This window comes from Mycolicibacterium holsaticum DSM 44478 = JCM 12374 (assembly GCF_019645835.1).
Classification (GTDB): domain Bacteria; phylum Actinomycetota; class Actinomycetes; order Mycobacteriales; family Mycobacteriaceae; genus Mycobacterium; species Mycobacterium holsaticum.
This window is the reverse complement of sequence record NZ_CP080998.1, coordinates 1,117,004-1,137,628: the sequence shown is the minus strand read 5'-3', so window position 1 is coordinate 1,137,628 and position 20,625 is coordinate 1,117,004. Positions and strand designations below refer to the sequence as shown.

Below are 20,625 nucleotides of genomic sequence, written 5' to 3'. Positions count from 1 at the left end.
GCGGGTATGGATTCGGTGTTGACCGAGCGCACCCACCGGCGTAGGTTAAGCGTACAGTGTACTCTCATGGTGAATCAAGCGTGTTCACCAACCAGCCACGGAGGAGGCGGCATGACGCTCGCGGGCCAGACCAGACAGGCGCCAAGCGGCGGCAGTTCCGATGCGACGCTTGCAGCTTCGGATCACACCGCTATCGAATCGCTGACCCGTCTATTCGACGCGCAGCACGCCTCTTTCCGGCAATCAGGACCGCCGTCGCTCACCGAACGTCAGAAGCATCTCGGTGCGCTCGCCGCGATGGTGATGAACAACCGCAGCCGCATCCAAGAGGCGATGGTCGCCGACTTCGCCGTGCATCCCGAAGAACTCACGGTCATGACCGAGGTTCTCGCGGTGGCGGGGCAGGCGAGCTACATCAGCCAACAACTGCCCCTGTGGGCCGCTTCGCAGGAACGGTATGTGGATCCCACACTGTTCGGTTCGGCTCGATCGGAGATCCGGTACCAGCCCAAGGGGGTGTTGGGCGTCATGGGTCCGTGGAACCTGCCGTTCGCGCTCACGCTCGGGCCGGCCGCGGACATGCTCGGTGCGGGCAATCGCGTGATCATCAAACCGTCGGAAGTAGCGCCGGCATGTGCGGAGTTGCTGCGGGACATGGTTACCGCCACATTCGACTCCGACCGGATGGCGGTTGTCTGCGGTGGCCTGGAGCTGGCGAAAGCCTTTCCCGCCCTGCCATGGGGGCACCTGGTGTACACCGGTAACTCCACGGTGGGAAGGCAAGTCGCGGCAACGGCCGCCCAGAACCTCGTACCCTTGACACTCGAACTGGGCGGCAAGAACCCGGCGATCGTCCACACCGACCGCGTGACCGACGACACGGTGCGTCACATCCTCGGCAACAAGCTCGTCAAGAACGGCCAAATCTGTATCGCCCCGGACTACTGCCTCGTCCCCCGCGATCAGGTCACCGAATTCGTCGAGCGCTCAATGAGCTACCTGCAATCTACCGTCCCGTCCTACTCGGAGTCCCCCGACTGTGTCGGCATCGTCAACGAGCACCACCTGCAACGGCTGGTGAGTCTTACCGAAGAGGCGCATGCCCGCGGGTGCCGGGTGCTCACCTTCCCCGCCGATGGCGGCGTCGCCGTCGGCACCCGGCAGATGCCGGTGTCGTTGATCATCGATCCGCCCGACGACCTCGCGGTCATGCAAGAAGAGATCTTCGGTCCGATACTGCCCGTCAAGCCATACGATTCCGTCGACGAAGCCATCGCCTACGTGAACTCGGGTCCCCCGCCCCTCGGGCTGTATGTCTTCGCCACCGACACCTCGGTCGTCGACCACATCCTGAACCGGACGACGTCTGGGGGCTTGTGTGTCAACGCATGCACCATCCAGGGCGCGATCCCTTCGCTCGGCTTCGGCGGTGCCGGGCACAGCGGGTACGGCAGGCACCGCGGCGTCGAGGGTTTCCGTGAGTTTTCCCATCAGCGGGCGGTGGTCACCCGAGGCGAGGGTGATCTCATCCACGCCTTCTTTCCACCGTATTCAGGCCTGGCCCGGTCCGTCGTGGCCGCGGCGCTCGACACGCCACCCAGTGACGCCGACACCTCGAAGGAGAATTGATGCCAATCAGGGCAGCGGTCGACATCGGCGGGACCTTCACCGACGTCGTCGCCTTCGACGACGAAACCGGACAGATGATCCTCGGTAAGTCGCTGAGCACACCGCGCGACCTCATCGAGGGGATCGTCGAGGCGGTCGGCACCGCCGGGGTCGCCGTCACCGACATCGGTCACCTCGTGCACGGCAGCACGATCGTCGTCAACGCACTCATCGAGCGACACGGCGCACGAACGGCTTTGGTGACCACCGCCGGGTTCCGCGATGTCTACGAGATCGGCCGGATCAACCGCCCCGACGCATTCAACCTGTCGTTCACCAAGCACCGCCCGCTGGTGACCCGAGACATGATCTTCGAAGTCGCAGAACGGCTGCGAGCAGACGGCACGGTCACGACGCCACTCGATGAGCAGGGCGTGCGGGCGGTGGCCAGGGAACTCGCCGGGCGCGACATCGAAGCCGTCGCCGTGATCCTGCTCCACGCCTACCGAAACCCCGTTCACGAACAACGCGTCGGTGAGATCCTGCGTGAGGAACTGCCGGGACGGTACGTGACGCTATCGCATGAAATCACCCGCGAGTACCGCGAGTACGAACGCACCTCGACTGTCGCGGCGAACGCATTCGTCGGCCCGTTGGTGAGCGACTATCTCGGGCGGATGGCCGACCGGATACAGGTACCGCTGGCCATCATGCAATCCAACGGCGGTGTGTCCGACGTGTCCACCGCCGCCCGGCAATGCGTGCAGATGCTCGAATCAGGCCCCGCGGGGGGCGTCGTGGGCACCATCGCACTGTGCGAGGCGCTGGGGTACCGCGATGCCATCGCATTCGACATGGGCGGCACGACAGCCAAATCCGCGGTGATCCGCGATCTGACGTTCCCGTTGGCCAGCGACTACTACCTCGGCGGCTATCTGACCGGGCTGCCGATCCGCATTCCCTGCCTGGACATCGTCGAGGTCGGCACAGGTGGCGGGAGCGTCGCCTGGCTGGACACCGCAGGCGGAATTCACGTCGGGCCGCGCAGCGCCGGCGCCGACCCCGGCCCGGCCTGTTACGGACGCGGCGGCACGCATCCCACGATCACCGATGCGGCCGTCGTGCTCGGGCATCTCTCGCCGGACGGGAACCTCGCCGGCGGCTTGCACCTCGACGGCGATGCCGCCCGACGAGCCATGCAGGACCTGGCCGCCGAACTCGATATGGATGCGGTGCGGACCGCCGCGGGAGTCATCGCCATCGGCGCTGCGGCGATGGCGAACTCGGTGCGGGCGGTGACGACCGAACGGGGTCTGGACCCACGCGATTTTGCGCTCGTCGCATATGGCGGCAACGGCCCGCTTCACGTTTCGCTGGTGGCTCGCGAGCTTTCGATAGGTCGTGTCGTCATTCCTCCCGTGCCTGCGGTGTTCTCCGCTCTCGGGATGCTGATGGCCGACGCGCGCCGCGATGTGGTGCAGACCGGCGTCCAGACACTGGAGCCCGGGATGGCCGAACACCTCGACGCCATGTGTAGCGAACTGGAAACCACATGCGAGCGCGAACTGCTGATGAACGACGTCGGGTTCACCGATGTGGAGTTCGTCCGTGCCGCCGACATGCGCTATGTCGGTCAGGAGCACACGGTGACTGTGACCTTGCCGGCCTTCGATGCCGGAGCGGCAAGCGTCGCGCAGCTCAAAAAGGATTTCGACACCGTGCACCAACAGCGATACAGCCACAGCGCTCCCGACGAGCCGGCGCAGATCGTCAGCCTGCGGGTGTCGGCGATCGGGCGGCTGACGAAACCCGACCTGGCCAAGATCGCCGAAGGCAGCGACGCACCGCCACCAGAGGCCGGTACGGGCCACCGTGAGGTGATCTTCGATCCGGTCGACGGCGCGGTGTCGACCCGGGTCTACACCCGCGCGAAGTTGTTGGCCGGGAACCGGATCGAGGGCCCGGCAGTCATCGAAGAACCGACGACCACGACCCTGCTGAGACCCGGAGACACGCTGGAGGTCGACGGTTTCGGAAACCTTCTCATCGAGATCGGAGGATGACGGTGACAGGCATCGACCCGATAACCGCCGAGATACTTCATTCGGCGTTCGTCTCGATCACCGACGAGATGAAGACGAACCTCATGCGGACCGCCTACAACCTCATCATCTACGAGGCACAGGACTTCACCGTCGGACTGTTTGACCCCAACGGGGACACCATCTCGGTTGGGCTCGGACTGCCGATGTTCGTGGGCGGACTGTCCGATGCGATCAAGGCGAAGCTCGACTTCTACGGCAGCGACGGAATCAAGCCGGGCGACATCCTTCTCACCAACGACGCCTACATCATGGGTAGCCACCTCAACCACATGATCTTCACGCTGCCGATCTTCCATGAGGGCCAGCTGGTTGCCTTTGCGTCGTCGATGGCGCACTGGATCGACGTCGGCGGTGTACTCGGGGGCACCACGACGGACATCTACTCCGAGGGCCTCCAGGTCCCCATCGTCAAGATCTACAAGGAAGGCGTCCAAGATGACGAGCTGACGCGCCTGATCGCCACCAACGTGAGGTTCGAGAACCTGGCGATGGGTGACTTCCGTGCCCAGATCGCCGCGATCCGCACCGGGGAAGCCCGGATGAAGCGGCTATTCGAGCGATACGGAACCGCGGTCGTGAACGCCAGCATCGAAGACCTCTACCGACGCAGTGAAGAGCTTGCGCGCCAAGCTGTTGCGCAGATACCCGACGGTGAATACCACGGGCAGGCTTATATGGATGACGACGGTGTGGGGCTGGGAACCCGAATACCCGTGCGCGTACGGGTGGTCATCGACGATGATCGGATGACGGTGGATCTCAGCGAGATGAGCCCCCAGGTGGCTGGATACTTCAACTCCGGCGCGACGGCCGGTCGCTCGGCGGCCCAGGTCGCCTTCAAATGCCTCACCTCGCCGACCACGTACCCCATCAACGCGGGATCAATACGTCCGCTGCAAGTCCAGCTACCAGAAGGGACGGTGGTGAGCGCGACGAAACCGGCGGCCATGCGTCTGTGGATGACCTACCCGATGACCGTCGTCGACTCGATCTTCCGGGCACTGGCCGACGTCGTACCGGGGGCCGCGATCGCCGGCCATCATGCCGATCTCGGGATGACGCACACCTACGGTGTCGACGAAACGACCGGCCGGTTCTTTCAGTTCTACGGCGGACCGCAGGGCGGCGGCTGGGGCGCCACATCGACCGCGGACGGCCAGAACGCCACCATGTGCATCAACGACGGCGACACGCACAACAGCCCGATCGAGGTCGTCGAAGCCAAGTACCCGATGGTGACGATCACGGAGTACGCGCTGCGCGAGGACTCCGGGGGTCCCGGCAGATACCGCGGCGGCCTCGGCACCCGGCTCATGGTGCGAATGCACACCCGAGCCCGGATGGACACCTGGATCGAGCGAACGGCCTGCGCCCCTTGGGGGCTGGCCGGCGGACATGATGCGGCAGCCAACCAGATCCGCATCGAACGTGCGGACGGCGAGCAGGTGCATTTCCCGAGCGGCAAAGTCGCGGCGGTCGACCTCGCCGACGGTGACAGCCATATCGTCGAGCTCGGGGGCGGCGGCGGGTTCGGCGATCCACTGCAGCGCCCGGCCGAGCAGGTGCTGACCGACGTCACCGCCGGCTATGTCTCTGTGGCGGCCGCCCGGGACGTCTACGGTGTCGCGGTCGACACCACCGAGCACGGTCGGTTTGTTCTCGACGCGGCGGGAACCGACCGGCTCCGCGGGGCCGCACATGGCTGACACGGACTGGTCATTCGACGGGTTGTGGCCGTACCCGCCCCGATGGTTTGACACCCCGGAGGGGCGAGTGCATTACATCGACGAGGGCCCGCGCGATGGGCGGCCGGTGTTGCTGGTCCATGGGAACCCGACGTGGGGGTTTCTTTACCGCAACTTCGTCGGGCCGTTGGTGAGACACGGCTATCGCGTGATAGTTCCAGACTTCCTCGGCTTCGGCCGGTCCGACAAGCCTGCCGAGGCTGCGCGTTACGGGATCGCCGACCATACGCGTCGGCTCGATTCCCTTCTGGCGTCACTGGATCTGCATGAGGTGACGGTGGTTCCGCAGGACTGGGGTGGGCTGGCGCTGGTATGGGCCGCCGACCATCCCGACCGGGTCGCGGGTCTGTTCATCCTGAACACCAGCGCCCACAGGCTGCGAGGGCCGTGGCGCTTCCCCCTTCCGCTGAAGTTGTTCCGCGCTCCGATCGTCGGGGAACTCATGGTCAAGGGCCTCAACCTTTTCCACCGCGCCTTTCTGTTTCGGGTCGGCGTCGTACACCGTGACCGGCTGACCCCGGAGATCAAACGTGCCTACCTTGCCCCGCATCCGAGCTGGTCAAGCCGGACCGGTGTGCTCGCCTTTCCCCGCCAGATCCCCGCTCACCCAGATGAACCGCTGTCGGTGTACCTCGGCGGTGTCGAACAGCGGCTGACCGAACACTTCCGTAACCGCCCGGTCAAGATCGTCTGGGCCATGAACGACGTCGCGTTCAGCCCCGACATGCTGGACGATCTGTGGGCCCCGATGTTTCCGCACGCCACAATCGTGCGGCTAGATGATGCGGGACATTATCTGCAGGAAGATGCGCACGAACGAATCGTTCCCGAACTCCTCGAGTTTCTCCAGGACATGGGTGGACGCGGTATCGCGCACGAAGCGAACTAGTCCTCGATCGTCGCTTCGAGCCCGTTCAGAACGATCGCAAGCCCCCAGCGAAACTCCTCGTCGGATACCGCGTTTCGGGCGTACGGTGCGTTCTCGGCCAGCAGTGGATACTCGCGTTCGTGGCGTTCCGCCTCGATCGGCTGCCCGGCCAACGGCAGCACACCGAAATGCTCGCTTTGCACCACACCGATCACGTAGCTCGTCAGCAGCCTGAACGCGAGAAATCGGTGTTTCCCGTCGAACCCTGCCTTGGCGAGGGCGCTCATCAACTGCTCCGACCACGGCATCGCGCTCTCCGCCGTGAATCGATGAGTAAGCAGCAGCGGTACGACTGCCGGGTGATCGGCAACGGCATCCCGAAGGCGTTGCAGCAGCGTCTCCACGCGCTTGGTCCACGACGACCGGGCGGGTAAGTCAGTTGATATCGAGGCGAACACGAGGTCGACGACATAGCCTTCCAGTTGCTCGCGGTCGGCGAAGTAGCGGTATAGCGACATCGTCCCCACGCCGAGTTCGGCGGCGACGGCGCGGATCGACAGCGCGGCAAGCCCTCCGCGATCGATCACCGCGAGTGCCGCCGTGGCGATCTCTTCGGACGTCAGCGACTTCGGCCGAGGCATAGCAATGACCGTACACCATACGCGTACGATTCGCCGGTGTGGTCACCACGCGCCGGATGCCTGACTCCGCACCATGTTTCGCTGCTCCTCAGGGCATCTCTGCATTTCGCCGCTGGTATTGAAGTGCGAGGTCGACGACTTCGTCGACCGACCATTGGTCGTCGACGTGATCGCCGTACTTGCACGCCACGATGCGGCCGTCGGGCGCGATCAGAAAGTCGGCGGGCAGGCCGTATCGGCCCCCTTCGGGGTTGGCGGCAGGCGGCCGGGCGGTCCGGGTGAGAATGCCTGTCACGCTGTGCGCAACGGCCCGCGCTATGGGCCACCAGGCCCGCGGGTTCAGCACCGCGCGCCGCCCCTGCTCCACACCGAACTCTCGATAGAAACGCTTCTTCGGATCGGCGACGACGGCAAACGGAAGCACGTCAACATGCGGCAGGAGGTCTTCTGCCGTTGAGTGGAAAAACACCACCTCGCGAACTCCCGACGCCTCGATCTCTGCGTGCCGGTTCGCCACGGAGCGTAGGTGCAGATTGCAGACGGGACACCCGGCAAACCGCCGGAATTGCATATGTGTCAACAGCTTCGCGTCGGGCACCGCCACTTGTTCTCCCGTGACAGTGGCTATTTCACGGACGTTCACGGTCGCGCCGGCATTCAGTCGGTTCACAATTCACCATCCTTACGAGGACATCGTATGCCTACAGGTTTTCATTTCACGGTCGGATATCTGGGGGTCAACTCGGCGGCACGATCATCGACTGCCACGTTCGCTCGCCCCCGTTTCGAGCCAGATCGCGTTGGGTGTAGACCCGCCCGTCCGGGCCGAGGTAGGTACCGGTAGCGGCGTCGTATTCGGCGACCGCGATCGGTGCGTCAGGGCCGGGCGGCCGTGCGGTCGGCGCGGGCGCCTGTGGGGCCTCCTGGCCGGACAGGGTCGCGTTGGGGTCACCCTTCCAGTTGAAGCCGTCGTTGAGTGGCACGTACTGCTCGTCGCTTTCGCACAACCTCACCGTCGGTGCGCGTTTGCCCGGCACGCTTTGGCAGGGGAAGTTGCGCGCGCCCCGCACATTGAACGGGGAGTCCTGCGGCACTCGGCAATACAGATCGCCCGCAGGCCGGTCGGGGTAATCCTCGAAACTCGGTGGCCGCTGCTGCTGGGCGGGCAGGTAACCCGTGGTGCACGGCGGAGGCAGGTTGATGTTCAAATTGAAATCCAAGAAGCTGCCCTTGTAGTCCTGCTTGGTGTTCACGCCGCTGACAATCGTGGCCTGCAATGCGGCGGTCGACTGCGGCATCAGCACCAACAACTGCTCGATCGCAGCTTGATACGTGATGGCGACCTGATCGATGGCGACGAGATTGGCCAGCACGATCGGCAGCGTGGGCTGCAACCGCTCGACGAGCTCCTCGACCTCTCCGATGGCGAGACCACCTCGTTCGAGGAGGCCGGCGACCGGGGCATCCTGGGACCGCAGTTCGTCGGTGACGACCCTCAAATGAGATGCCCAGGACGATATTTCGTATGCGGTGTCGGCCTGCGCCGCCAGTGCCGGCGACGCCTCGTCGACAAGCTGCGTGATCGCGTCCAGATGCGCGTGGGCATCGATGGCCAACTGCGTGGACCCCTTTACGATCCGAGCGATCTCTGGTCCGAGTCCACCGACCGCGGTGTAGCTCTCGTCGACGACCGTCTTGAGGTCAGCGCGTGGAATGGCCTGTAGACCATGGTTGGTCGCGTCGAGCAGCGCGTTGACGTCCGGCGGTACCGCTGCACGGCTCAGCGGTATGACGTCGCCGTTCTCGAGTGGCCGCGACGTCGCGTTGCGCGGCGACAACGCTACGTACTGCTCCCCGGCGGCGCTGTGGCTGCGGACTTCAGCGTCGAGGTCCGACGGGATGGGAATATCCGATCGCAGTGACAACACCGCCACAACGCCGGTATCGGTGAGGCGTACATCCGCAACCCGCCCGACCTCCGTACCCCGGTAGGTGACGTTGCCGGTCTTGTACAGCCCGGCAGCCGCAGGCAACTCGACGGTGACCGTGTACTGGCCCAAGCCGAACCAGCGTGCGGGCAACCGAATGTAGCCGAATACCATGATGGCCCCGGCGACGGTGGCCACCACCCCGAAAATAATGAGCTGGAACAGGATCCGCCGGCCTATCCGCATCTCACTGGCCCTGGTCCCAGTGATACGGAGCCACCAGCGGATTGCCGCCGGTGTACGGGCTCGGCAGCTGACCGATTGTGCGACCCCATTGAATCTCGAGTTCGGTCAGGTCACCCTCCCATCTGGTGCCGGTGAAAAACGAGGAATCGATGCGGCTGAGGGTCAGGTCGACGACGAGGGTTGAATTCGCGTAGTCGCCCCGGATCCAGTTGGGGATATTCTCCTTCGGCCACGGAAACGTTGTCAGCAGGCTGAGTGACCGGGTCAGTGCCGGCCCCGCGTCCCCGAGTGCCGCAAGCGCGGGTGCGATGTCCTCGAACTCGTGCAGCATCGCCTCCTTGGTTTGGTCGACGGCATCAGCGGCCAGCGCGCTGAACTCACCGAACCGGTCGAGGGCATCGGCAAGGCTGCGGCGCTCGTCTCGGAGCACGGCGAGCGCGTCGGGAATCGTGCGGAGCGCGCGCTCCATCACGATTCGCTGCCCAGCGAACTGGCCGGTGAGCCGATTCAGGCTTTCTGTGGCGGCCAGAATGTCGTCCTTCTGGCCGTCGAGTCGGCCGATGAACCGATCGAGTTGTTCGAGCAGGCTGCGCAGATCCATGTCCCGGCCGCGGAAGGCGGTGCTGAAAGCCTCTGTGATGTCCTGGATTTGACCGATTCCGCCACCGTTGAGCAGCAGCGAGATCGCCGCGAGGGTCTGCTCGGTCGTCGGATAGGCCGTTGCGTTCGGCAGCGGGATCAGCGCCCCGTCGCGCAGTTTGCCCTCGGGCGCCACCCCGGTGGGCGCGGCCAGTTCGATGTGCATTGTTCCCAGCAGGCTGGTCTGCCCCACCGTCGCGGTGGCGTTGGCGGGCAGTTCGACGTCGCTGTCGATGGTCATCGTGACCAGTGCATGCCAATCCTGGATTTCGATCTTCGTCACGTTGCCGACCGTGACGTCGCCGACACGGACCCTGGAGTTCTGTTGGATGTTCACCACATCGGGCAGTTCGGCCCTGACCACGTATGAATCACTGCCGCCGCCCGCGGTTCCCGGCATGGGCAGCGAGTTCAGCCCACGCCAGTCGCATCCGCACAGCGAGGCAAGGCTGGTCAGGACGGCGAGTGCGAATAGGCTGCGCCGCAGAGGCATCCGGGTCACCCCCGTTCCCCATACGCGGCCATCATTCCTGGCAGGCCCGCGGCTGGTTCGGTCGCAACGGCCCCGGGCGCGTGGTCGGGCCGCATCCAGTCTTCGCTGTAGGTGACCTCGTTCGGACGGGCTTGCGCATTGACGAACGGGTTGACCCCGACCGGCGGAAAGTTGTACTGCCGGTTCTTAATGATCGGCGCCAGGTACTGCACGCAGAGTTTGGCCGACTGCTCACTGCCCAGGCGCGAGGCCGCCTGAATCGCACCGCACAGGAACGTGATCGGGTCGGCGAAGTTGTTCACGGCCATCGCCCCGGTGAACGATGCGTGCGCGGGCTCAAAGGTGTTGGCGAAGTTCTGCACCGCGTTGGGTGCCACGTGCAGCAGTTGCTTGACTTCGTCGATGCGCTCGACGATGGCCGACGATACCGATGCCAGCTTGTCCGAGGTGGTGCCCAGCGCGTCGCGGTTGTCGGCGACGAACCTCTCGACGCCGGCGACGGCGGCGTCGAGGTCGGCTACGGTGCGTCCGACCTCATGTGGGTCGTTGGCCAGCAGCGCGGTGACCGCGGCCAGATTCCGGTTCAGCTGTGCGGTGAGGTCTGCGCTCGAACTCAGCGCCGTGACGAACGTGGACAGGTTTCGCACGGTGGAGTAGAGGTCTGCGCTGTGATCTCCCAACGTCGACAAAGCCCGGGACAACGCGAGCACGGCGTTGCGAATGTTCGCGCCTTCGCCCCGCAGGTTGTCGGCCGCGGTGTTGATGAATGCCCCGAATGTGCTGACCCCGCCTTCTTGTCTGGGCTGCAGGGTCGCGGTGAGCTTCTCCAGTTGCTGCCGAAGGTCGTCCCATTCCACCGGGACCAGTGTCCGGTTCTGGGGGATCACGGCACCGTCGGCCATCACGGCTCCGTGGGTGTAGGCCGGTGTCAGCTGGATCGCCCGCGATGTGACCAACGACGGCGACACGATCACGGCCTGCGCGTCGGCTGGCACCTTGTACTTGTCGTCGACCCAGAAGGTGATCTTGGCGCGTAGCGGTTGCGGCTCGATCTTGGCGATCCCGCCGACCGGCACGCCGAGGATGCGCACCTCATCCCCGGTGAAGATGCCATTGCTGTTGTCGAAGTAGGCCACGATGTGGGTCCGACCTCGCTCCCCGTCCGCCCCGGTGACCGCCACGGTGGCCGCGCACAGTAAGAGGACGAGCACGGCGGCGACGGCGGTTCTGGCGCCACGTAATTCGGTCATGAAGTCCCCTGCTCGGGAGGCGGGGCGGCGGGCGGGCCCGGGGGCGGACCGCCTGGCGGCGGTACCGGCAGCGGCTCTCGGTACGGATAGCGCGCATCGCCGGGTACGCCGGTGATGGCGTCCGGCAGGGTGGTTCTGGGTGCCCCGCCCTGTCCGGTGCGCGGGTAGGGCATGGGTAGCGCCGGGGTGGCCCGCTGACCGATCTGCGGGTCGGTGCGCTCGGAGGGCAACAGCACCGCGGGGTCCAGCCCGAGGTCGGAGAATGCCGCATCGATGAACGGCTGCAGAAACTGGCCCGGCAACAGATTGGCGATGTAGGACTTGAAGAAGGGCCCGGACGACAGCGATTCGCCCAGCGACATGACGTAGTCGTTGAGCAATTCGATGGACTTCTGTACCCGCTCCTTGCGGTGGTCGACGATCGTCAGCACCGCGTTGAGCTTGTCGAGCATGGGGCGCATCTGGGTTTGGTTTTCGGCGACGAATCCTGACAGCTCCCGTGCCAGCGCCGAGATGTTGCCGGCGATGTGGTTCAGATCGTCACTCTGGGTCCGCAATTCGGAAAGCAGCGCGTTGGTGCTGGTGATCAGGCCGACCACCTGATCGGTGTGGTGGGCCAGTACCGTGGTTACGTTGTTGGCGTTGGTGAGCAGGGTGCGTAACTGGGCGTCGCGTTCGTTGAGGGTCTTCGAATACCTCGTGACACCGGCCACCGCTGCCCTGAGGTCTGCCGGTGTGTCCGAGAAGGTTTCGGCCAATGTGGCCAGCGAGTCCGACAACTGGTCGGTGTCCAGCCCGCCGATCGTCGCGGCCAGATCACCGAGCGCATCGGGCAGTTGATATGCGGGGGTGGTCCGATCCAGCGGTATCGTCTGCTCGAGTTGGCCATCGCCGCGGGGCATCACTTCGAGGACCTTCACCCCCAGCAGGCTCTTGGTCTTGATCGCCGCCTCGGTGCGGTCGCCGAGGCGGACCTCGTCGCTGAGCTCGAACGTGATCAGCACCCGCGCATTGTCGAGTTCGACGCCGGTCACCTTGCCGACCGTGTAGCCCGACACGTGCACGTCGGCGCCGGTCCGAAGACCGCTCGTGTCGGCGAAGTAGGCCGAATACTGCTTGGCCTGACGAAAGGGTAGGACCTCGTCATAGTTCAGGGCGCCGAACACGACGCCGGCCGTCACCGCGACGCCGATGCCGCCGATGAGCGTGAGGTTGCGTTCGGTGAACGATCTCATTTCGCCGCGCACCGCCCGGTGCTCTGTCCGGCGAGCTTGATGTACACCGGTTGGCCGCCTTTGCCGTTCATCTTCAGTACCGCATCGCATAGGTAGAAGCTGAAGAAGTCTCCGTAGATACCTTGTCGCGCAAGGGCCTGATAGGCATCGGGAAGCGTATTGAGCAGGTTGTCGAGGTACTCGTGGTCCGCCATGACGATGCCCGCGGTGCGGTCGGCTTGGCGCACCGTGCTTGCCACGGACGCGCGGGCCCGGGCAAGCAGATCGGCCACGGTGGCAGCGGCCTCGTTGGTGTGCGCGACCGCGTTGGTGATGCCTGCCTTTTGCCCCGCGAGGGTCTTTACCACCTGCGCCACCGAGTCGATGGCCGTGCCGAGCTGGCCGGATTCGGCGCTTACCGTGCCCATCACCGTGTTGAGGTTGTCGATAAAGTCGCCGATGAGCTCGTCGCGATCGGCCAGCGTGTGGCTCAGCGCTGATGTCTGCGCCAGCAGTGAGCCGACGGTGGCTCCTTCGCCCTGAAACGCTCTGATCATTTGGCCTGCCAGCGCGTTGACCTGTTCAGGATCAAGCGCCCGAAACAGTGGCCGGAACCCGCCGATGAGCGCGTCCAGGTCCAGCGCCGGGCGGGTGTGGTCGACCGCAATGACCTGCCCGGGCTCCAGCCGCGGCGCGTGTCCGGTTCCCTGCTCGAGTGCCAGGTATCGGTCCCCGAGCACGTTGTCGTAGCGGATTGCCGCCCGGGTGTTTCGGGTCAGCTCCATCGATTGGATGACCGTGAAACTCACATCGAGGACGGCGTTGGGCATGATCGCGATGTCGTCGACCTTGCCCACTTCGACGCCCGCGACCCGGACGAAGTCGCCACGCTCGAGGCCGCTGACGTTGGTGAACTCCGCACGGTAGGAGCTTTCGTCACCGAACCGCAGCTCGGCGAACACGACCAGCAGGCCGGACAGGCCAACAATGCACACCGCTGTGAAGATCGACAGGCGCCAAACTGCGCTCCGCAGATTGCTTTTCACGGCTCACTCCTGCCCAGGGTCCCCGGCGGCGGTGCGGGGTTCGGAACGGGACCGATCGCAGGCGGCCCCAGCCCGTGAAAGCTGGGAGACTCCGGGACGGCGCGGGTGGCCGGCAGGTAGTTGACCCACCAGGGGTGGCCGATGCCCGGGTTGGGCCGAATATCCAGCCCCGTTCCCCACCCGGTGTTCGTCACCAACTGCCGCACGGGAAAATTTTTCGACGCATCCGGCAACGACCCGCATCCTGGTTTGCCGCCGGGTCCGCCTTTGGCGGCCACGAGGGGAAGATTGTCTGGATACCGGTACGGGTCGTCACCCAGCAGGATGGCGCTGTCCAGAATGGAAGTCCGGCCGTTTCCGCCGATCCGCTCGTATCCTCCGTTGTCGAGGAACCATTTCGAGCCCAGCAGTAGACAGGCGTACACGGGGTCGTACTTCCGCAGCAGGGTGGTGGTCGGCTCGAGACCGTTGACCGCCTGCACGAGGTTTCCTTGGTTGGGTCCGAGCAGACCGGTGCCGGCACGGGCCAGACCGATCGTGTTGAGCAGCAACGCATCCAGGTCGTCGGCATGGTTTGTGACGGTGACACTGGTGGTGCTCGCCGCATCGAGTACCGCTGCGAGGTCTTGCGCCGCATCGCTGTAGGCATCGGCGAATCCCGTGGTGGCGCGCCAGTTCTTGTGAAGTGTGTCCATCCGCGGATTCAGCGACTGCAGCACCTGATTCGCATCGGATGTCGCTTGACCGATGCGTTCACCCTGTCCGCGTACCCCGTCGGCGATCGCCGTCAGCGTCGCGTTCATCTTGGCCGGGTCGATCTGTTGCAGCAGATCCACCAGGTTCTGGAAGACGGTGTTCACCTCGGTGCTCACATTGCGTGAGCGCACGACGTCCCCAGCCGAGATATGCTTTCTGCTGGGGTGCTCCGGATAAACCAGATCCACATACTTGGCGCCGAACAGCGTGGTCGCGCGGATCTGCGCCTCCACATTCGCCGGGATGTAGTCGACCTGCTCTGGATAGATGTCGAGTCCCAGCCGTACCGGGTGCCTGCCGCCGGTCACGGTGGCGACCCGCCCGACCTGAACGCCGCGGAGTTTGACCTTGGCCCCGGATTCGAGCACCAGCCCCGATCGGTCTGAGGTCAGCGTCACCGGGATGAACGAACGAAAGGTCCCTGCGAACAACGCCGAGCAGACGAACACCAGCGCGGCGATGGCGACGATGAGGATCAGGGTCCACCAGCCCGGGCGGATCCGGTTCAGCGCAACGCCGGCTTTCATCGGACTATCCCGAGAAGTTGAAGTTGCCGGACTGGCCGTAGATGGCCAGCGAAACGAAGACGGTGAGGAAAACCGCGCTGATCAACGAAGTCCGGACGGCACGCCCTACCGCCTCGCCCACGCCGGCGGGCCCGCCCGCGGCGGCGAAACCGTAGTAGGTGTGCACCAGCATGATGATCACCGACATCGAGACCGCCTGAAAAAAGGACCAGATGAGATCGGTCGGGTTCAAGAAGGTGTTGAAGTAGTGGTCGTAGACACCGGTGGATTGCCCGTACACGGCGGTCGTGCCGAAGCGTGCGGACAGAAACGACATCAGCACCGCCACGCAGTACAGGGGGATGACGACGATCACCCCGGCGACAACCCTGGTCGAGGCGAGGTAGGCGATCGAACGGATCCCCATGACTTCGAGCGCGTCGATTTCCTCGTTGATACGCATCGCGCCGAGTTGCGCTGTCGCGCCCGCACCGATGGTGGCCGCCAGCCCGATGCCCGCGGTCAACGGCGCGATCAACCGGACGTTGAAGTACGCCGACGCGAAACCGGTCAGCGCCTCCACCCCGACGTCGGCGAACTGGTTATAGCCCTGCACCGCAATCAGCGCCCCCGTGGACAAGGTCAGGAAGCCCACGATCACGATCGTTCCACCGATGATGGCCAACGCCCCTGTGCCCAGGCTCATCTGAGCTATCTGGCGCATCATCTCCGTCTTGTGCTTGACCACGGCGTCACCGACGGAAAGCAGCGTCTGGCTGTAGAACTGGGCTTGGCTTCCGACTCGATTCCAGGCGTCGACCCACGCGTGCGATCGGTTGCGGAGTCGCGAGGATGGCCTGCCGGTCGCGCTCGAGGTCATAGTGTGGCCTCGGCGCCGACGGCGGTCGCGATGATGTTGATCACGAACAGCGCCAGGAACGAATACACCACCGTTTCGTTGACCGCCTCGCCGACGCCGGCCGGCCCGCCCCCGACGGAAATGCCCTTGTAGCAGGCGATGAGGCCGGCCGCCAGCCCGAACAGCGCCGCCTTGATCAGGCAGACGAGCACATCGTCGACATCGGTGAACAGCGTCATACCGCCGACGAAGGCCCCGGCGGTGACGTGCTGAACGAATACCGAGAACATGAACCCGCCCGTGAGCCCCACCAACACCACCAGTGGTGACAGCAGGAACGCCACGACCGTGGCGGCCAACACCCGCGGAACGACCAGCGCTTGGATGGGGTTGACGCCCATGACACGCAACGCGTCCAACTCGTCTCGGATCGTTCGTGCCCCGAGGTCCGCACACATCGCCGTGGCGCCGGCCCCCGCGACCACCAAAACCGTCACGACCGGACCGATCTGAGTCACCGACCCGTACGCGGCACCGGCGCCGGATGTGTCGGCGGCGCCGAATTCGACCAACAAGATGTTGAAGGTGAAGACCAGCAGCACGGTGAAAGGTATCGACAGCATCAGGGTCGGCACGATGGATACCCTGGCGACAAGCCATGCCTGCAAAAGGAACTCACGCCACGCGAACGGACGCCTCGGGATCAGGACGAGCGTGTCGAGGGCCATGGCGAAAAAGCCGCCGACGCCACGCAGCGGTCGAGCGACGACGTGGGTCGGCTTCACGGTTTCCCGATCGGCGAAGTCCCGTCGCCGCACCGGCGCGTCTGATGCATCGCAATGCTCACATCGGGGCAGGCTCCCGCCCCTGCGCCCTGGAGCATTACCAGGGCGATGCCCAAGATCCGCCGACGCAGAGAGCCAGACATGGCAACCTCCCAGTAGGAGTACACTGTACGCTCATAATTTGAGCACGCATCCGGCTGACCCGTCAAGTACCTAATCGGGTGGTGACCGGCAGTCAGTGAAAGGAGGTGTTCACGGTCTACCCACTGCCGGAGTTGCTACAACCAGGGTTCGCGCCAACCCGGGTATCCGGCAACGAGTTTGGCCGCCCCGGGCGGTCCCCACGAACCCCGCGGGTACGGTTGCACGGCCGGTGGCGCGTCCAGCAGAGGTTGTACGATGCGCCAGGTTTCCTCGACGCCGTCCTCGCGGGCGAACTGGCTGGAGTCGCCGCGCATGGCGTCGCTGAGCAGCCGCTCGTAGGGTTCGGGCGCCTCGCCCAGCTCTTCGGCGAAGATCAGCGACAGGTCCACCGTGCGGGTGCGGAAGGCGCCGGGCTCCTTGGCCTGCACCAACAGGTCGGCTCCCGGGCGGGGATCGATGCGCAGCACGAGTTCGTTGGCGTCGTGCGTCGACGCGGTGATCGGCAGCTTGGGCGGCCGCTTGAAGATGACCCGGATCTCGGTGGCGCGCACCGGTAAACCCTTGCCGGCCCGCAGGAAGAACGGCACTCCCGACCAACGCCAGTTGTCGATCTCCAGCCGCAGCGCCGCGAACGTCTCGGTCTGCGAATCCGGCTTGACCCCCGCGACCGACGTGTAGCCGTCGTACTGTCCGCGCACATAATGGGCGGGCTCGATCGCCGGGATCGCCCGGAACACCTCCACGCGCTTGTCCCGTAACCCGTCGGCGCCTGCGACGCTGGGCGGCTCCGCGGCGAACAGCCCGATCAGCTGCAGCAGATGGTTCTGCACCACATCGCGCAGCGCCCCGACCGGATCGTAAAAGCTGCCGCGGTCCTCGACCCCGAAGTTCTCGGCCATGGTGAGCTGCACGCAGTGGATGCGGTCGCGGTTCCACAACGGCTCGAACACCGAGTTGGCGAAGCGCAGGAACATGATGTCCATCGCCGGTTCCTTGCCGAGGAAGTGGTCGATGCGGAAGATCTGCCACTCCTCGAGCACGCTGCTGAGCTTGTCGTTGAGCTCGCGCGCCGACGCCAGATCATGGCCGAACGGCTTTTCCACCACGACCCGGGCCCGCGTCGTCAGGTTGGCCCGTGCCAGCCCCTCGACGACGCGGCCGAACAACGACGGCGGTATCTCCAGATAGAACACCGGCGTGTGCTTGCCCTCGATCGCCCTGGCCACGCGGTCATAGGTCTTCGCGTCGGCGAAGTCGCCCGACACCATCGAAAGCCGTTGCGCGAACCGGTCGAACACCTTCTCGTCGATGTGCTCACCGCCCGCCTCGATCGCTTTGCGGGCATGGTCGCGCAGGGTCGACACCGACCAGTCGTCGAGGGCGACCCCGACGATCGGACAGTTCAGCAGCCCCCGGTGCTCCAACCGGTACAGCGACCGGAAGGTCATCTTCCTGGCCAGGTCACCGGTGATACCGAAGATCACCAGCACATCGGCGGGTGCAGTCACGATGGCTAGCCTTTCTCCGCCGTCTTCTCATGATGGCCGCCGAACTCACTGCGCATCGCCGACATCACCCTGTCGGTGAAGCCGCCGAGTTGGCGCGACTCGAACCGCTCGAACAGCGATGTGGTGATCACCGATGCGGGCACCCCTTCGTCGACCGCGGCCAGCACGGTCCAGCGTCCCTCCCCGGAATCCGAGACCCGGCCGGTGAAGTCGTCGAGTTGCGGTGACCGGGCCAGCGCGTCCGCGGTCAGATCGATCAGCCACGAGCCGACGACCGATCCGCGCCGCCAGACCTCGGCCACCTCGCCGACGTCGATCGTGTACTGATACGCCCACGGGTCGCGCAGCGGCGTGGTTTCGGCGTCGACGGTGCGGTCGACGGTGCCGGCGTCGGCGTGCTTGATGATGCTCAGCCCCTCGGCGATGGCGGCCATCATCCCGTACTCCACGCCGTTGTGCACCATCTTCACGAAATGCCCTGCGCCGCTTGGTCCGCAGTGCAGATAGCCGTCTGGGGCGGTGCCGTCGGTGCGGCTGCGGCTGGGGGTGGGTTCGGCGCTACCCTGACCCGGCGCAATGGTCTTGAAGATCGGGTCGAGGCGCTTGACTACGTCGGTCTCACCGCCGATCATCAGGCAGTACCCGCGCTCCAGGCCCCACACCCCGCCGCTGGTGCCACAGTCGACGTAGTGAATATCGCGCTCCTGCAGGGCTTTCGCGCGGGTGATGTCGTCGCGGTAGTAGGAGTTGCCGCCGTCGATCACCGTGTCACCGGGGTCGAGCAGGTCCGCGAGTTGATCGAGCGTCGCGTCCACCACCGCCGCAGGCAGCATCAGCCAGACCGCACGTGGTTTCTCGAGCTTGTCGACGAAGTCGCGCAACGACTCCGCGCCCGTGGCGCCCTCGCCGGCCAGGCTTGCGACGGCGTCTGCGTTGCGGTCATAGGCGACACAGCGGTGCCCGTCACGCATCAGCCGCCGCACCAGGTTGGCGCCCATCCGGCCCAGGCCCACCATCCCCAATTGCATCGGCGTATCGGTAGCCATGTCACTCCTTCGTCATCAGATCGATCGGCCCGAGCCGTGAGACCCATTGTCGTCGTTGTAGCCGCCCCGCCGGGCGGCGGTCACCTGCCCTTCACCGACGCTCCTCCGATCCCCGCCTGCCGCTGCCGCCCAGCGGCGAACCGATGAGGGCGGCAACGCCTTTCGGACGTCAGGGGTGCTTCATCGCGGCACCGGCCCAGATGGCAGTCGCCTACCGCCTGGGCTCATTCCCGTGGGACCCCGCCGATAGGAAACTCAGCTAACGACTATAGGCACCCACGATGCAATGCGGAGCAAATCGACCCGATTCGCGCCGAAGCGGCGCCGCGGCACATATTCGGTTGTACGGCAATGGATTCACGGACAAGCCCCGGCCGCGGGACACCGACTCAGGGCATTCCGGTGGATCCCATCGCCACCACCACGGCCGGGATCGCCCAGAGGGTGTCGGCCAAATCCCTCTGACGAGGGGCCGGCGCGCGATGTGCGCGCCGGCGCGGAACGGCGATTCGCCGAGCATCGACAGGGTCGCGATATCGGCATATGTTGATATGTGTCCGCACGTTCGCCCGTCGGCGCGCGACCGATTCGACAGAGGAGTTGATCTGCGATGCGTGCACCAGCCAACGACCGTTCCGGTTGTTCGTGTCATTGCCACAAGTGCGACCAAGGCCATCACTGCGGCAACGCCCCGAACTGCTACATCAAGAAGTGACCGCCCGGGCCGGTTAACGGCCCGCCGCCGGGGGTATCTCATCGATCTGCTGACCCGTCAATAACCTCGGGTCGGGCGGAGGTGGAGATGATGGCGACAACCCCCAAGTACATGGCCGTGCAAGCCGCCGCGATCTTCGTCGGCGCCGGCCTGCTCATACTCGGCGTGTGCGGGTTCATCCCGGGCGTCACGGCTCAGTACGACCGGCTGACGTGGGCGACCGAACATACGGGCGCCGAGGTGTTCGGGGTGTTCGCCGTCTCTGCGCTGCACAACATGGTGCACCTGGTCACCGGCGCGTTGGGTTTCGTGATGGCGCACAGTTATGCCGCGGCCCGGGCCTATCTGCTGGGCGGCGCGCTGGTGTATTTCGTCCTGTGGCTCTACGAACTGCTCGCCGACCGGGGTGCCAACTGGCTGCACTTCGGGCTTGCCGTCGTGATGGCGGTGCTCGGTTTGACGCTGGCAGGCCAACGTGACCCGACCAAGCGACGCAGAAGGGTTCGGACCTGACCCGCGGGGC

17 protein-coding genes are annotated in these 20,625 nt (G+C 65.3%); 5 read left to right on the top strand and 12 right to left on the bottom strand.

What is annotated here, in order from left to right:
- Positions 1-18: 18 nt before the first annotated feature.
- The 4 genes from K3U96_RS05545 to K3U96_RS05530 are packed head-to-tail and all read left to right on the top strand — an operon-like array spanning position 19 to position 6,347.
- Positions 19-1,629: an aldehyde dehydrogenase family protein gene (locus K3U96_RS05545; RefSeq protein WP_220692331.1), complete on the top strand. Its 1,611-nt coding sequence runs from the start codon at positions 19-21 to the stop codon at positions 1,627-1,629.
- Complete coding sequence (locus K3U96_RS05540; protein ID WP_220692330.1) at positions 1,629-3,671, top strand: hydantoinase/oxoprolinase family protein; 2,043 nt, start codon at positions 1,629-1,631, stop codon at positions 3,669-3,671. The genes K3U96_RS05545 and K3U96_RS05540 overlap by 1 nt, the downstream gene beginning before the upstream one ends.
- A complete protein-coding gene (locus tag K3U96_RS05535; RefSeq protein ID WP_220692329.1) occupies positions 3,668-5,419 on the top strand; it encodes a hydantoinase B/oxoprolinase family protein in 1,752 nt (583 codons plus the stop codon). The genes K3U96_RS05540 and K3U96_RS05535 overlap by 4 nt, the downstream gene beginning before the upstream one ends.
- Positions 5,412-6,347, top strand: coding sequence for an alpha/beta fold hydrolase (locus K3U96_RS05530; RefSeq protein ID WP_220692328.1), 936 nt, complete (start codon positions 5,412-5,414; stop codon positions 6,345-6,347). The genes K3U96_RS05535 and K3U96_RS05530 overlap by 8 nt, the downstream gene beginning before the upstream one ends.
- On the opposite strand, the gene K3U96_RS05525 is transcribed toward K3U96_RS05530, so the two are convergent.
- The 12 genes from K3U96_RS05525 to gnd form a co-directional block, all read right to left on the bottom strand.
- A complete protein-coding gene (locus tag K3U96_RS05525; protein WP_069404395.1) occupies positions 6,344-6,967 on the bottom strand; it encodes a TetR/AcrR family transcriptional regulator in 624 nt (207 codons plus the stop codon). The two genes, K3U96_RS05530 and K3U96_RS05525, sit on opposite strands and share 4 nt — an antisense overlap.
- 88 nt (positions 6,968-7,055) lie before the next feature.
- A complete protein-coding gene (locus tag K3U96_RS05520; RefSeq protein WP_372514881.1) occupies positions 7,056-7,637 on the bottom strand; it encodes a peroxiredoxin-like family protein in 582 nt (193 codons plus the stop codon).
- Positions 7,638-7,704: 67 nt separating this feature from the next.
- Positions 7,705-9,141 (bottom strand): MCE family protein, encoded by a 1,437-nt coding sequence (locus tag K3U96_RS05515; RefSeq protein ID WP_220692327.1) that lies wholly within the window; start codon positions 9,139-9,141, stop codon positions 7,705-7,707.
- A 1-nt stretch (position 9,142) separates the two neighbouring features.
- On the bottom strand, positions 9,143-10,273 hold the full coding sequence (locus K3U96_RS05510; protein ID WP_220692326.1) for an MCE family protein: 1,131 nt from the start codon (positions 10,271-10,273) through the stop codon (positions 9,143-9,145).
- Positions 10,274-10,278: 5 nt separating this feature from the next.
- Positions 10,279-11,523 carry an MCE family protein gene (locus K3U96_RS05505; RefSeq protein ID WP_220692325.1) on the bottom strand — a complete coding sequence of 415 codons (1,245 nt, stop codon included), beginning with the start codon at positions 11,521-11,523 and terminating at the stop codon, positions 10,279-10,281.
- A complete protein-coding gene (locus K3U96_RS05500) occupies positions 11,520-12,758 on the bottom strand; it encodes an MCE family protein (RefSeq protein ID WP_220692324.1) in 1,239 nt (412 codons plus the stop codon). The genes K3U96_RS05505 and K3U96_RS05500 overlap by 4 nt, the downstream gene beginning before the upstream one ends.
- Positions 12,755-13,783 (bottom strand): MCE family protein, encoded by a 1,029-nt coding sequence (locus K3U96_RS05495; RefSeq protein ID WP_220692323.1) that lies wholly within the window; start codon positions 13,781-13,783, stop codon positions 12,755-12,757. The genes K3U96_RS05500 and K3U96_RS05495 overlap by 4 nt, the downstream gene beginning before the upstream one ends.
- Positions 13,780-15,066, bottom strand: coding sequence for an MCE family protein (locus K3U96_RS05490; protein ID WP_220692322.1), 1,287 nt, complete (start codon positions 15,064-15,066; stop codon positions 13,780-13,782). The genes K3U96_RS05495 and K3U96_RS05490 overlap by 4 nt, the downstream gene beginning before the upstream one ends.
- A 4-nt stretch (positions 15,067-15,070) precedes the next feature.
- Positions 15,071-15,925, bottom strand: a complete 855-nt coding sequence (locus tag K3U96_RS05485; RefSeq protein ID WP_220692321.1) for an ABC transporter permease — start codon at positions 15,923-15,925, stop codon at positions 15,071-15,073.
- Positions 15,922-16,632 carry an MlaE family ABC transporter permease gene (locus K3U96_RS05480; RefSeq protein ID WP_220693403.1) on the bottom strand — a complete coding sequence of 237 codons (711 nt, stop codon included), beginning with the start codon at positions 16,630-16,632 and terminating at the stop codon, positions 15,922-15,924. Before K3U96_RS05480 ends, K3U96_RS05485 begins: the two co-directional genes overlap by 4 nt.
- Before the next feature lie 335 nt (positions 16,633-16,967).
- The gene (gene zwf / locus K3U96_RS05475; protein WP_268875930.1) at positions 16,968-18,341 is read right to left on the bottom strand and encodes a glucose-6-phosphate dehydrogenase; all 1,374 of its coding nucleotides are present in this window, start codon (positions 18,339-18,341) and stop codon (positions 16,968-16,970) included.
- A 5-nt stretch (positions 18,342-18,346) separates the two neighbouring features.
- On the bottom strand, positions 18,347-19,369 hold the full coding sequence (gene gnd, locus K3U96_RS05470) for a phosphogluconate dehydrogenase (NAD(+)-dependent, decarboxylating) (RefSeq protein WP_220693402.1): 1,023 nt from the start codon (positions 19,367-19,369) through the stop codon (positions 18,347-18,349).
- An 823-nt stretch (positions 19,370-20,192) separates the two neighbouring features.
- Here gnd and K3U96_RS05465 point away from each other — a divergent pair.
- Entirely contained in the window at positions 20,193-20,615 is a 423-nt protein-coding gene (locus K3U96_RS05465) for a DUF4383 domain-containing protein (RefSeq protein WP_220692320.1), read from the top strand.
- Positions 20,616-20,625: the final 10 nt, after the last annotated feature.